The 12,610-nt window shown below is 73.2% G+C and carries 12 protein-coding genes; 9 read left to right on the top strand and 3 right to left on the bottom strand.

The genetic code is table 11. From position 1 onward, the window contains the following. The first annotated feature begins 34 nt into the window (after nt 1–34). Together folC and BLT76_RS07870 are read left to right on the top strand one after the other, a co-directional pair. Nucleotides 35–1,423: a bifunctional tetrahydrofolate synthase/dihydrofolate synthase gene (gene folC / locus BLT76_RS07875; RefSeq protein ID WP_090853288.1), complete on the top strand. Its 1,389-nt coding sequence runs from the start codon at nt 35–37 to the stop codon at nt 1,421–1,423. Continuing rightward, the gene (locus tag BLT76_RS07870) at nt 1,420–1,803 is read left to right on the top strand and encodes a DUF4233 domain-containing protein (protein ID WP_244509308.1); all 384 of its coding nucleotides are present in this window, start codon (nt 1,420–1,422) and stop codon (nt 1,801–1,803) included. Before folC ends, BLT76_RS07870 begins: the two co-directional genes overlap by 4 nt. On the opposite strand, the gene pdxR is transcribed toward BLT76_RS07870, so the two are convergent. Continuing rightward, complete coding sequence (pdxR, locus tag BLT76_RS07865) at nt 1,800–3,134, bottom strand: MocR-like pyridoxine biosynthesis transcription factor PdxR (RefSeq protein WP_170866972.1); 1,335 nt, start codon at nt 3,132–3,134, stop codon at nt 1,800–1,802. The genes BLT76_RS07870 and pdxR overlap by 4 nt on opposite strands. A gap of 68 nt (nt 3,135–3,202) precedes the next feature. Between pdxR and BLT76_RS07860 the strand changes: the two genes are divergently transcribed. The 7 genes from BLT76_RS07860 to rodA all read left to right on the top strand — a co-directional run bounded on the left by BLT76_RS07860 (nt 3,203) and on the right by rodA (nt 10,323). After that, nucleotides 3,203–3,883: a pyridoxamine 5'-phosphate oxidase family protein gene (locus BLT76_RS07860; RefSeq protein ID WP_090853281.1), complete on the top strand. Its 681-nt coding sequence runs from the start codon at nt 3,203–3,205 to the stop codon at nt 3,881–3,883. Nucleotides 3,884–3,893: 10 nt separating this feature from the next. Then, complete coding sequence (ndk, locus tag BLT76_RS07855; protein ID WP_090853278.1) at nt 3,894–4,313, top strand: nucleoside-diphosphate kinase; 420 nt, start codon at nt 3,894–3,896, stop codon at nt 4,311–4,313. Between the two features lie 233 nt (nt 4,314–4,546). After that, the gene (locus BLT76_RS07850) at nt 4,547–5,575 is read left to right on the top strand and encodes a rod shape-determining protein (protein WP_090853275.1); all 1,029 of its coding nucleotides are present in this window, start codon (nt 4,547–4,549) and stop codon (nt 5,573–5,575) included. Then, on the top strand, nt 5,575–6,501 hold the full coding sequence (gene mreC / locus BLT76_RS07845) for a rod shape-determining protein MreC (RefSeq protein ID WP_090853272.1): 927 nt from the start codon (nt 5,575–5,577) through the stop codon (nt 6,499–6,501). The genes BLT76_RS07850 and mreC overlap by 1 nt, the downstream gene beginning before the upstream one ends. Then, on the top strand, nt 6,498–7,013 hold the full coding sequence (mreD, locus tag BLT76_RS07840; protein ID WP_244509307.1) for a rod shape-determining protein MreD: 516 nt from the start codon (nt 6,498–6,500) through the stop codon (nt 7,011–7,013). Before mreC ends, mreD begins: the two co-directional genes overlap by 4 nt. After that, complete coding sequence (gene mrdA / locus BLT76_RS07835; RefSeq protein ID WP_090853268.1) at nt 7,013–9,148, top strand: penicillin-binding protein 2; 2,136 nt, start codon at nt 7,013–7,015, stop codon at nt 9,146–9,148. Before mreD ends, mrdA begins: the two co-directional genes overlap by 1 nt. Continuing rightward, nucleotides 9,145–10,323 (top strand): rod shape-determining protein RodA, encoded by a 1,179-nt coding sequence (gene rodA, locus BLT76_RS07830; RefSeq protein ID WP_244509306.1) that lies wholly within the window; start codon nt 9,145–9,147, stop codon nt 10,321–10,323. The genes mrdA and rodA overlap by 4 nt, the downstream gene beginning before the upstream one ends. On the opposite strand, the gene BLT76_RS07825 is transcribed toward rodA, so the two are convergent. Next, nucleotides 10,310–11,374 carry an NAD(P)-dependent alcohol dehydrogenase gene (locus tag BLT76_RS07825; RefSeq protein WP_090853265.1) on the bottom strand — a complete coding sequence of 355 codons (1,065 nt, stop codon included), beginning with the start codon at nt 11,372–11,374 and terminating at the stop codon, nt 10,310–10,312. The two genes, rodA and BLT76_RS07825, sit on opposite strands and share 14 nt — an antisense overlap. A gap of 79 nt (nt 11,375–11,453) precedes the next feature. After that, the gene (locus tag BLT76_RS07820; protein WP_090853262.1) at nt 11,454–12,575 is read right to left on the bottom strand and encodes a calcium:cation antiporter; all 1,122 of its coding nucleotides are present in this window, start codon (nt 12,573–12,575) and stop codon (nt 11,454–11,456) included. Between the last annotated feature and the right edge of the window lie 35 nt (nt 12,576–12,610).

Genomic DNA, 12,610 nt, shown 5'->3' with positions numbered 1-12,610 from the left:
GTCACCGGTAGTCCCGACCGTAGGATCGGGTTCGATGTCGACGCCCGCAGACCCCGCCGCCCCCCGCCTCGCCCAGACCGTCGCGGAGGTCGAGGACGCCCTGCTGTCCCGGTGGCCCGAGACGAAGCTCGAGCCGTCCCTGGACCGCATCCGCGCCTTCACCGAGCTGCTCGGCGACCCGCAGGCGGCGTACCCGGTCATCCACCTGACGGGGACGAACGGCAAGACCTCGACCTCGCGGATGATCGACACCCTGCTCCGGGCGCTCGACCTGCGCACCGGGCGGTTCACCAGCCCGCACGTGGAGAAGATGAGCGAGCGGATCTCGGTCGACGGCGAGCCGCTGGACGACGAGGCATTCGTCGAGGCGTTCAACGACGTGGCGCCGTACACGCACCTGGTCGACGCCTCCGAGGAGCACCCCCTCTCGTTCTTCGAGACCGTGGTCGGGATGGCCTTCGCCGCCTTCGCCGACGCCCCCGTCGACGTGGCCGTCGTCGAGGTCGGGATGGGCGGCTCGTGGGACGCGACGAACGTCGCCGACGGCCAGGTCGCCGTGGTGCTGCCGATCGCCGTCGACCACGCCAAGTACCTCGGCGGGACGCCCGGCGAGATCGCGGTCGAGAAGGCCGGGATCATCAAGCCGGGTTCGTTCGCCGTCCTCGCCCAGCAGGAGCCCGAGGTCGCCACGGTGCTGCTCGAGCGGGCGGCTGAGGTCGGTGCCACCGTGGCCCGCGAGGGCCTGGAGTTCGGCGTCATCTCGAGGGTGCCCGCCGTCGGCGGCCAGGTGGTCTCGCTGCAGGGCCTGCGCGGCCGGTACGACGACGTCTTCCTCCCGCTCTACGGCGCCCACCAGGCCCAGAACGCGGCGGTCGCGCTGGCCGCCGTCGAGGCGTTCGCGGCCCGGGAGCAGCCGCTCGACGACGAGCTCGTCCGTGCGGCGTTCGCCGAGGTGACGTCGCCGGCCCGCCTCGAGATCGTGCGCCGCTCGCCCACGGTGGTGCTCGACTCGGCCCACAACCCGCACGGTGCGGCCGCCTCGGCCGCGGCGATCGAGGACTCCTTCACCTTCTCGCCGCTGATCGGGGTGATCGGCGTGATGGCCGACAAGGACGCCGAGGGCCTGCTCGCCGCCCTGGAGCCGCATCTGGCCCACGTGATCTGCACCCAGAACTCCACCGACCGGGCGATGCCCGCCGAGCAGCTCGCCGCGGTCGCCCGGGAGATCTTCGACGAGGACCGGGTCAGCGTCGAGGCGCGGCTCGAGGACGCGATCCACGCCGCTGCGACGCTCGCCGAGGCGGGGGAGGCCCTCGGGTCGCCGCTCGGCTCCGGCGCCGTCCTGGTGACCGGCTCGGTCGTGACCGCGGGCGAGGCGCGGACCCTGCTGCGTCGTCCCGGACGAGGGGAGGGTCGGGCGTGAGCAACGAGCGCGAGCGGTCGCCGCGGCGCGGCATGTGCGCGGCGATCCTCTGCCTGGAGGCGATCGCCCTGGGCCTGACCACCCCGGTGCTCGTCCAGGTCGCCGACGTGTCGCTCGGCACGTCGCTGGCCATCGGGCTCGGCCTGGCCGTCGCCTGCCTGCTGCTGGCCGGCATGCTCCGCAAGGAGTGGGCCTACTCGGCGGGCTGGGTCGTCCAGGTCGCCGCCGTCGGGCTCGGGTTCGTGATCCCGCTGATGTTCGTGCTCGGCGGGATCTTCGCCCTGCTGTGGGGCTCCGCCGACCTGCTCGGCCGGCGGATCGAGCGCGAGCGGGCCGCGGCGTTCGCGGCGTTCGACGCGGCCAACCCGCCGACTCCCTAACCCGCCAGCCCCCGCGTGATCGCGACCAGCGCGGCGTCCAGCTCCGCGTCCGTGCAGCCGCCGAACCCGATGATCAGCCCGTGCCGGCGGTGGGTCCGGCAGTAGTCCGCCAGCAGTGGTACGTCGAAGCCCGCGGCCCGGGCGGCGACCTGACCCCGGCGAGCCGCGTCGGCGTCCAGCTCGACGGTGGCGTACATGCCGGCCACCGGCCCGCGCAGCGTGGCCAGGGGCGCGAGCGCGCCGGTCACCCGGGCGGCGCGGTCGGCGTACACCCGACGCGCGGAGCGGACCACCTTGTCGACGTACCCGTCGCGCAGCAGGGAGAGGAACGCCCGCTGCACCGGCCAGGACGCGGTGTCGTGGGTGACCTGGCGGGTCCGGTCGACGGCGTCGAGCAGGGCGGGCGGCGGGACCAGCCACCCCAGCCGCATGCTCGGGGCGACCGACTTGCTGGCGGTGCCGAGGTAGGCGACCCGGTCGCGGTCGAGGCTGGCCAGCGCGGGCACCGGCGCGACGTCGTACCGGAACTCGGAGTCGTAGTCGTCCTCGACGACCACGGCGCCCGCGCGGCGCGCCGCCTCGAGCAGGCCGAGGCGGGCGCTGCCCGGCATGGTCGGGCCGAGCGGGTGCTGATGGGCCGGGGTGACGTACGCCGCCGCGCAGCCGGCCAGGTCGGTCACGGGGGCCAGCGCCGGCAGGTCCCGCACCTCGCGGCCGGCCAACCGGACCGTCGCGGCCGCGGCGCGGTAGCCCGGGTCCTCGACCGTCACCGGCCCGGGCGGCAGGTCGCCGAGCAGGTGGCGCAGTCCGTCGGTGGTGCCGGCGGTGACCAGCACCTCGTCGGGGTCGACGTGGAGCCCTCGGGTGCGGCCCAGGCGCGCGGCGAGCTCGGCGCGCAGCTCGGGCAGGCCGCGCGGGTCGTCGTACCCCCGGGGCGGGCGGGCGGCGGCGACGTCGCGCCAGGCCCGGCGCCAGGACGCGGCGTGCCGCGGGTCGATCCAGGGAGTGCCGGCGTCGAGGCGGACCAGGTCCGCCTCCGGCGCCCGAGGGGTACGGCGGGCCGCAGTCGGTCGCGCGAGCGGCCGCCCGGCGGCGACGAAGGTGCCGCTGCCGTGCCGTCCCTCCAGCCAGCCCTCGGCGACCAGCTGGCCGTAGGCCTGCTCGGTCACCGCGCGGGCGACGCCCAGCTCGCCGGCGAGCGCGCGGCTGCTCGGGAGCCGATCACCGGGGGCGAGCCGGCCGTCGGTCACCTGATGACGCACCTGGTCGGCCAGCTGAGCGCTGAGCGGACGCGGGTCGGCCCGGTCGAGGGAGACGGCCAGGGTGGTCACGAGTGTCCTGTTCGGATCGTCGGGAATTGGCCCGTGCATGCAGGCCACTCGTCGGCCAGCATAGGACCATGACGACGACCCCGCTCTCCCCGACCGACCGCACCACCGTCAGCCGCGGCCGCAACCGGATGGTGGCCGACCGTGAGGAGCTGCACCGGTTCCTGGACGTGGCGCTGGTCGCCCACCTCGGCGTCCTGGTGGGGGAGCACCCGTTGGTGCTCCCGGCCGCCTTCGCGGTCGACGTCGACGGGCCGGACGAGGGCGGCAGCCTCTACGTCCACGGCTCGGTCGCGGCCGGGTGGCTGCGGCAGGCCGCCGGCGCCACCGTCTGCGTGACCGTCACGGAGCTCGACGGGCTGGTCGCCGGTCGCTCGGCGTTCCACCACTCGATGAACTACCGCTCGGCGGTGGTGATCGGGGCGGCCCGGGTCGTCGACGACGAGGCGGAGCGCGCGCACGCGCTGGACCTCATCGTCGACCACATGATCCCCGGGCGGGCGGTGACGCTGCGGCCGAGCACCCGCAAGGAGCTGGCCGCGACGGCGGTGCTCGCCGTACCCCTGCACGAGGCGTCGATGAAGGCCCGGGCCGGGGGGCCGGTCGACGAGCCGAGCGACGTCGCGGCCGGCGTGTGGGGCGGCCACGTCCCGCTGCGGATGGTCAGTGACGGGGCGGTGTCGGGGGAGGACTCGCACGACCGGGTGCCTGCCGACGTGGTCGCGCGCGCGGCGTCGTACGACGGGCGATAGCCTCCGGGGCATGACCCAGCGCACCCTGGTCCTCCTCAAGCCCGACGCCGTCCGCCGCAGCCAGGTCGGCGAGATCGTCCGCCGCATCGAGGCCAAGGGCTACGCCCTGGTGGCCCTCGAGCTGCGGACCGCGACGCCCGAGCTGCTCGCCGAGCACTACGCCGAGCACGAGGGCAAGCCGTTCTACCAGCCGCTCGTCGACTTCATGCTCTCCGGCCCGCTCGTCGCGATCGTGCTGGAGGGAGAGCGCAGCATCGAGGGCTTCCGCTCCCTGGCCGGCACCACCGACCCGACCGGTGCCGCCCCGGGCACCATCCGCGGCGACCTGGGCCGCGACTGGGGCCTGGCCGTCCAGCAGAACCTCGTGCACGGCTCCGACTCCGAGGAGTCCGCTGCCCGCGAGATCGGCATCTGGTTCCCGAACCTCTGACCCTGTGGACAACGTCGCCGAGTCGGCGCACAGGTGCGCCGACTCGGCGGAATCATCCACAGGCTGAGTCACAGGGGTCACGGGAGTCACATGCGTCTCGGCGTGGCGTCCCGCAACGGCGAGCGCTGAAACCTAGGCTCGCTCGCAGGGTCGATCCTGTGTGAGTGCACTGAGGTGCGTGCGGGGAGGCCTCACTTCCCCGACGTACGACGCACCCCTGCGAGGCACCCGGCATGGCGAACAGCTTCTTCGGCCGCGACATGGCCGTCGACCTCGGCACCGCCAACACGCTGGTCTACGTCCGCGGCAAGGGCGTGCTGCTGGACGAGCCGAGCGTCGTCGCGCTGAACGACAAGACCGGCGAGATCCTGGCCGTCGGCCACGAGGCCAAGCGGATGATCGGGCGCACCCCCGACAACATCGCCGCCATCCGGCCGCTCAAGGACGGCGTGATCGCCGACTTCGAGGCGACCGAGCAGATGCTGCGCTACTTCATCCAGCAGGTGCACCGGCGTCGCTACCTCGCCAAGCCCCGGATGGTCATCTGCGTCCCGAGCGGCATCACCGCGGTCGAGCAGCGCGCGGTCAAGGAGGCCGGCTACCAGGCCGGCGCCCGCCGGGTCTACATCGTCGAGGAGCCGATGGCCGCCGCGATCGGCGCCGGGCTCCCCGTGCACCAGGCCACCGGCAACATGGTCGTCGACGTCGGCGGCGGTACGACGGAGGTCGCCGTCATCTCGCTCGGCGGCATCGTCACCAGCCTCTCGATCCGCACCGCCGGCGACGACCTCGACCAGGCGATCGTCGCGTGGATGAAGAAGGAGTACTCGCTGATGCTCGGCGAGCGCACCGCCGAGGAGGTCAAGATGACCCTCGGCTCGGCGTTCCCGCTGCCCGACGAGCCGGAGGCCGAGATCCGCGGCCGCGACATGATCTCCGGGCTGCCGCGCACCGTCGTGGTCTCCAGCGCCGAGGTCCGCCAGGCGCTCGAGGAGCCGCTGCACGCGATCGTCGACGCCGTTCGCGCGAACCTCGACCAGACCCCGCCCGAGCTGGCCGGCGACATCATGGACCGCGGCATCGTGCTGACCGGAGGGGGTGCGCTGCTGCGCGGCCTCGACGAGCGGCTGCGCCACGAGACCGGCATGCCGGTGCACGTCGCCGAGGACCCGCTGACCTCGGTCGCCCAGGGGGCCGGCCGCTGCGTGGAGGAGTTCGAGGCGCTGCAGCAGGTGCTGGTGACCGAGCCGAGGCGCTACTGATGGCCGCACCCGAGAAGCGCTGGCGCAGCACCGACCGGCTCGACGGCGACCGCCGCCGGCCGCCGACCTCCCTGGTCGTCGCCCTCGTGCTGGCCTGCCTGAGCCTGATGACGCTCGACGCCCGCGGCGGCGACGGCTCGCCGGTCGAGGGAGCCCGTCGCGTGGTCGGCGAGGTCCTCGGCCCGGTCGAGAGCGGGACGACGACCGTGCTCCGGCCGTTCACGTCGGTGCCGGACTGGTTCCGCTCCCGCGACGGGATGCGCGACCAGATCGACGACCTCGAGGCCGAGAACGCCCGCCTCCGCGCCGACGCGAACCGGGCCGACTACGACCGCAACCGCCTCCAGGAGTACGACGCCCTCACGGCCTCCGCCTCCGAGCTCGGGTTCGCCCTGGTCCCGGCCCGCGTGGTCGGCGTGGGCCCGAGCCAGTCCTTCTCCAGCACCGTCACCATCGACGCGGGCTCCGAGTCCGGGCTGCGCGCCGACATGACGGTCCTCAACGACGACGGCCTGGTCGGCCGGGTCCTGCGGGTCACCCGCTCGACCGCCACCGTGCTGCTCCTGGTCGACGGCGACTCGGTCGTCGGCGGCCGGATCGGGCGCAGCATGCAGGTCGGCTTCCTGCACGGTCGCGGCGCGATCGGCGAGGACGCCCGCCTCGACCTCGAGCTGGTCGACGAGTCGGTCGTCCCGGCCGAGGGCGACGCCGTGGTCACCTGGGGCAGCGAGGGCGGCGCGCCATACGTCGCCGGCGTCCCGGTCGGCAAGGTGACCACCGTCTTCTCCAGCCTCCGCGACTCCTCCCAGCGCGCGGTCATCGAGCCGTACGTCGACTTCGGCTCGCTCGACGTCGTCGGCGTCGTGGTGCCGAGCGGCACGGGCAGCGACCGCGCCGTCATCGAGGCCGACGGGACCATCCAGTGAACGCGCTGCGCGGGACGGTCGCGATGGGCCTCATCGCCGTCGCCCTGGTCCTCCAGGTCACCCTCTTCCCGCACCTGGCCTGGGCCGGCGTGGTCCCCAACCTCTGCCTGCTGGTGGTGGTCGCCTCGGCCCTGGTCCGCGGCACCCAGTTCGCCATGCTGCTCGGCTTCGGCGCCGGGGTGCTGCTCGACCTGGCCCCGCCGGCGGACCACGTCGCGGGCCGCTGGGCCCTCGCGCTGGTCGTCGTCGGGTACGTCGCGGGCCGGATGCGGCCCGACGTACGCCCGATGGCCACGGCGGTGGTGGCCACGGTCGCCGCCTGCTCGTTCGTCGGCACCTCCGTCTTCGCGATCTCCGGGCTGCTGCTGGGCGACACCTCCACCGGCACCGGAGAGCTCCTCGGCGTGATCGCGGTGGCGGTCGTGTGGGACGTCCTGCTCACGCCGCTGGTGCTGCCGCTGGTCGCCACCCTCTTCCGACGTCTCGAGCCCGACCGGGCGTACGCGCGCTGATGGCCGCCTCCGCCGAGGGGTCCCGCCGCAGCCGGCTCCGGCTGGTCGTGGTCCAGGCCCTGGTCTTCTCGCTCTTCGCCACCCTGCTGGGGCGGCTGTACTACCTCCAGGTCGTCACCGGCGACGAGTACACCGCGAAGGCCGCGTCCCAGTCGGTCCGCGAGGTCGTGGTGCAGCCGCAGCGCGGCCTCATCGTCGACGCCCAGGGTCGGCCGCTGGTCACCAACCGCACGTCCTGGGTGGTCTCGGTCGACCGCACCGTGCTCGGGAGGATGGGCGAGGAGCGCCGGACCCAGCTGCTGAAGCGGCTCGCCCACGTGGTCGGGGTGGGCAAGGGCCGGATCGAGCGCGCGCTGGTCACCTGTGGCGACGACGGGTCGGTCGCGGGCGAGTGCTGGAACGGCTCGCCGTACCAGGCGGTGCCGGTGGCGACCGACGTCCCCCAGGACGTCGCGCTGCGGGTGCTGGAGCAGCCCGAGGACTTCCCGGCGGTGCTGGCCGAGCAGCAGACCGTGCGTGCCTACCCGAAGCCGTTCGGGGTCAACCTGGCCCACGTGCTCGGCTACCTCAGCCCCATCACCGAGGAGGAGTACGACGCCGCGCAGGCCGACGAGGACACCTCCCTGAACGGCGCCTCGACGGTCGGCCGCGCCGGCGTCGAGCAGCAGTACGACGCCTGGCTGCGCGGCATGCCCGGCTACCAGCGGGTGGCCGTCGACTCGATGGGTCGCGTGCTCGGCGACGACGGCGAGGTCGAGGCGGTGCCGGGCAGCACCCTGGTCACCTCGATCGACGCGAAGGTGCAGGGCGTGGTCGAGCAGCAGCTGGCCGCGACCATCGCGCGGCAGCGGGCGACGTACGACCCGGTGACCAAGCGCAACTACGAGGCCGACTCGGGCGCGGCCGTCGTCCTGGAGGCCAAGACCGGCCGGGTGGTGGCGATGGCCAGCCAGCCCACGTACGACCCGGAGGCCTGGGTGGGCGGCATCTCCAAGAAGGAGCTGGCCCGGCTCTACTCCGAGGACGCCGGAACGCCGCTGCTCGGGCGGGCCACCCAGGGCCAGTTCGCGCCCGGGTCGACCTGGAAGCCGTTCATGACGGCCGGCGCCCTGACCCACGGCTACTCCACCGACACCCGGCTGGCCTGCTCCTCGTCGTTCCGGGTCGGCAACCGCGACTTCCACAACCACGAGTCCGCCGCCTACGGCTCGATCGGCTTCGACCGGGCCCTCGAGGTCTCCTGCAACACCTTCTTCTTCCGCGTCGGCTACGACTTCTGGCAGCGGCTCGGCTCCGACGTCGACGACGTCGACGCGAAGGACCCGCTCGTCGACGAGGCCAAGACGTTCGGCTTCGGCTCCGAGACCGGTGTCGACCTGCCGGGCGAGGCCTCCGGGCGGATCGCCGACCGCAAGTGGAAGCGCGCCTACTACGAGCAGATGAAGGACTACTACTGCGGCATCTCCGAGAAGCCGCAGGACGGCAAGACCAGCGACTTCGTCTACAAGTTCGCCCGTGAGTTCTGCGTCGAGGGCTACGCCTACCGGGCCGGCGACGCGGTGAACTTCGCCATCGGCCAGGGCGACACCATCGTCACCCCGCTCCAGCTCGCCCGGGCGTACGGCGCCATCGCCAACGGCGGCACCCTCTACGAGCCGCGGATCGCCAAGGCGGTCGTCGGGCCCGACGGCGAGGTCGTGCGGGAGATCAAGCCGACGAAGGCCGGCTCGGTCGGGCTGCCCAAGAAGGTGCTGTCCTACCTCGACACGGCCCTGAAGGGCGTCTCGACGCGCGGCACCATGAACTGGAAGCTGGCCGGCTTCCCGCTCGACCAGGTGCAGATCCGGTCGAAGACCGGCTCGGCCGAGGTCTACGGCAAGCAGTCGACCGGCTGGGTCGCGTCGTACACCGACGACTACGTGGTCGTGATGATGGTCAGCCAGGCCGGTACCGGCTCGGGCTCCAACGGCGAGGCCGTCCGCGCGATCTACGAGGCGCTGTACGGCGTCACGGGCGAGAAGGTCGACCCGAAGAAGACCGCCATCCCCGGCACGGTCGCGCCCGCCACGCTGCCGACGTTCACCGACGACGGGGCGATCCTGCCGCCGGCCCGCAAGAAGAAGGGCACGAAGTGAGCTCCTCCCGCGCGCCCCGCATCGACTGGCTGCTGATGGTCGCCGTCCTCGCCCTGGTGGTCCTCGGCACCGTGCTGGTCTGGTCGGCCACCTCGGCCCGCGACGACCTCACCGGCGGCGACCCCACGGCGTACCTGCGCAAGCAGGTCGTCAACGTGGCCATCGGCCTGGTGCTGATGCTGGTCGTGATCGCGGCCGACCATCGGTGGGTCCGGATGGTCGCGCCAGTCGTCTACCTCGCCTCGATCGCCGGCCTGGTGCTGGTGCTGACCATGGGCACCGTCGTGAACGGGTCGAAGTCGTGGCTGATGGTCGGCGGGATGTCGATCCAGCCGGCCGAGTTCGCCAAGCTGGCGGTGGTGATCGGGATGGCCCTGGTGCTCGCCGAGCGGGCCGCCGGGCAGTGGCGGGCGCGGGTCGGCCTCACCGACGTGGTGCTGATGCTGATCGTCGCCGGCGTCCCGGCCGCGCTGATCGTCCTGCAGCCCGACCTCGGGACCATGCTGGTGCTGAGCGCCGTCGTCTTCGGCGTCCTGGGCGTCTCGGGCGCTCCACGCCGCTGGCTGGTCCTGCTCGCGGCGGGCGCGGTCACCGCCGCCTTCGCCGCCGTCTCGGCCGGGCTGCTGAAGGCCTACCAGGTCGACCGCTTCATGGCGTTCACCAACCCCGGCCTCGACCCGCGCGGCGCCGGCTACAACGTCGAGCAGGCCCGGGTCGCGATCGGCAGCGGCGGGCTCTTCGGGCAGGGCCTCTTCGACGGCTCGCAGACCCGCTCCGGCTTCGTCCCCGAGCAGCACACCGACTTCATCTTCACCGTCGCCGGCGAGGAGCTCGGCCTGGTCGGGGCCGGTGCGCTGATCGCCCTGCTCGGCGTGGTGCTCTGGCGGGCGCTGCGCATCGCCACCCGCACCGACGACGTCTTCGGCCGGGTCGCGGCCGCGGGCATCGCCTGCTGGTTCGGCTTCCAGGCCTTCCAGAACATCGGCATGTGCCTCGGCATCATGCCCGTCACCGGCGTCCCGCTGCCGTTCGTGTCGTACGGCGGCAGCTCGATGTTCGCGGGCATGCTCGCCGTGGGCCTGCTCCAGAACATCCACCTGCGCACCACCACGCCCGCGCCCACCCGCTACACGATGGCCGCGGACCGGCCGGTGCGGCTGGTCAGCTCGCGCTGACCGTGCCGTGCGGGGCCACCACCGCCCGCCCGGACAGCTCGCCGGCCTCCAGACGCCGGTAGGCCTCGAGCGCGTCGTCGAGCTCGAAGACCTCCACGTCGGGGGTGATCCGGCCGGCGCGGTAGAGGGCGACGACCTCGTGCAGCTCCTCGATGGTGCCCCAGTAGGTGCTGGTCAGCTCGACCTCGTACGGGACGCCGTAGAAGCCCCACTCGTAGGTGCCGCCCGCGATGCCGACGACGGTGACCCGGCCCTGGAGGGCGACGCTGGCCATCGCGAGCGCGATGGTCGGGGCGGCGCCGACGAAGTCGAAGACCGCGTCCACGCCGCGCCCGCCCGTGATGTCCCGGATCGCGGCGGCCTGGTCCGGCCCGCCCGGCACGGTGACGGCGCCCGACTCCTCGGCCCGGCGCATCGCGTCCGGCTTCGTGTCGGTCGCGATCACGGTGGCGCCGGTGAGGGCCCGGATGATCTGTACGCCGAGCTGCCCCAGGCCGCCCAGCCCGATGACCAGGGCGGTCGCCCCGCCCTTCTGGAGCACGGGCAGCGACTTCTTGATCGCGTGGTAGGGCGTCAGTCCCGCGTCGCTCAGCGGCGCCGCGGCGACCGGGTCGGCGTCGCCCAGCGGGACCAGGTTGCGGGCGGGCACGGCGACGTACTCCGCCATGCCGCCGTCGCGGCCGAGGCCGGCGGCGAGGTGGGGCATGGTGGCGGCGTTCTCGCAGTAGGTGTCCTGGCCGCGCGAGCAGGCGGGGCAGTGGCCGCAGCCCATCGGGCCGTAGACGAGGTACGCCGCGCCGACCTCGATCCCGGCGCCCACCCCGGGGCCGATCTCCTCGACCCAGCCCGAGCTCTCGTGACCGAGCACGAAGGAGGGCCGCAGCTGCGCCGGGCCGTGCTCCTTGTCGAACTCCCGGAAGACGGCCACGTCCGAGTGGCAGGCCCCGGCCCCCGCGACCTTCAGCAGCACCTCGCCCGGTCCCGGGGTCGGCTTCTCCACCTCGGTGAGGACGGGGGCGGACTGGTACTTCTCGAACACCACGGCGCGCATGGGACTGCCTTTCCGACAACTGTTGTTTATTGTCGAGCGTACTCCCGGCGCCGAGGGTCCCGAGGGTCCCGAGGGCGGCCTACGGCTGGATCGACAGGAACACGAACGCCGCGAGCAGCACCAGGTGGACCACGCCCTGCAGAGCCTTCGCCCGGCCCTGGGCGACGGTGAAGGTCGAGACGGCGACGGTCAGCATGAGCAGCACCAGGTGGGTGGGCTCCAGGCCCAGCTCCAGCGGACCGTCCAGCCAGATCGAGGCGACCGCGATGGTCGGGATGGTCAGGCCGATCGACGCCATCGCCGAGCCGTAGGCCAGGTTGAGGCTGATCTGCACCCGGTCGCGGTTGGCGTTGCGCACCGCCGCGATCGACTCGGGGGCCAGCACCAGCAGGGCGATCACGACGCCGACGACGCCGTACGGGAAGCCGAGGCTCTTCACGCCGTCCTCGATGGTGGGGGAGAGCAGCTTGGCCAAGCCGACCACGGCGACCAGGGCGACCACGAGCAGCCCTAGGCTGAGCCAGGCCTCGCGGACCGGCGGCGGGTCGGCGTGGCCGTCCTCGTCCTCGTCGAGGAGGCCGGTCACCCGGCCGAACTCGTCGCTGCTGACCGGCAGGAAGAAGTCGCGGTGCCGCACGGTCTGGGTGAACACGAAGGCGCCGTAGAGCACCAGTGAGGCGACGGCCGCGAAGGCCAGCTGGGAGCCGGAGTACTGCAGTCCGTGGGCGGAGGTCGTGAAGCTCGGCAGGACCAGGGTCACGCCGGCCAGGACCACGACGGTCGAGAGGGCCGAGCCGGTGCCCGAGGCGTTGAAGCTGACCAGGTGGTGGCGCAGCGCCCCGACCAGGAGCGCGATGCCGACGATGCCGTTGAGGGTGATCATCACGGCCGCGAAGACGGTGTCGCGGGCGTAGGTGCTGGTGCCCTCGCCGCCGCCGGTCATCAGCATCACGATGAGGCCGACCTCGATCACGGTGACCGCGACGGCGAGGATCAGCGACCCGAACGGCTCGCCGACCCGGTGCGCGACGACCTCGGCGTGGTGGACCGCAGCGAGGATGGCGCCGACGAGCAGGGCGGCGATCACGGTCAGCACCACGGGGCTCTCGTGGTTCGCCCAGGTGGCCGCCAGCACGACCACCGCGGCGATCGGGACCGCGACCGTCCATTGGAATCTGCCCCGCACAGCCGTCGTACTCATGCGCCGAACACTACGGAAGCACTAGCATCGTTGCC

The organism is Nocardioides lianchengensis (assembly GCF_900101465.1).
GTDB classification, from domain to species: domain Bacteria; phylum Actinomycetota; class Actinomycetes; order Propionibacteriales; family Nocardioidaceae; genus Nocardioides; species Nocardioides lianchengensis.
The sequence above is the reverse complement of the archived record's forward strand: the minus strand, read 5'-3'. Positions and strand labels throughout refer to the sequence as shown.

Excerpts from the sequence above, each read along its gene's own strand:
- folC (WP_090853288.1), top strand. The coding sequence starts at position 35 with ATGTCGACGCCCGCAGACCCCGCCGCCCCCCGCCTCGCCCAGACCGTC.
- BLT76_RS07860 (WP_090853281.1), top strand. The coding sequence starts at position 3,203 with ATGACGACGACCCCGCTCTCCCCGACCGACCGCACCACCGTCAGCCGC.
- ndk (WP_090853278.1), top strand. The coding sequence starts at position 3,894 with ATGACCCAGCGCACCCTGGTCCTCCTCAAGCCCGACGCCGTCCGCCGC.
- BLT76_RS07850 (WP_090853275.1), top strand. The coding sequence starts at position 4,547 with ATGGCGAACAGCTTCTTCGGCCGCGACATGGCCGTCGACCTCGGCACC.
- mreC (WP_090853272.1), top strand. The coding sequence starts at position 5,575 with ATGGCCGCACCCGAGAAGCGCTGGCGCAGCACCGACCGGCTCGACGGC.
- mrdA (WP_090853268.1), top strand. The coding sequence starts at position 7,013 with ATGGCCGCCTCCGCCGAGGGGTCCCGCCGCAGCCGGCTCCGGCTGGTC.
- BLT76_RS07825 (WP_090853265.1), bottom strand. The coding sequence starts at position 11,374 with ATGCGCGCCGTGGTGTTCGAGAAGTACCAGTCCGCCCCCGTCCTCACC.
- BLT76_RS07820 (WP_090853262.1), bottom strand. The coding sequence starts at position 12,575 with ATGAGTACGACGGCTGTGCGGGGCAGATTCCAATGGACGGTCGCGGTC.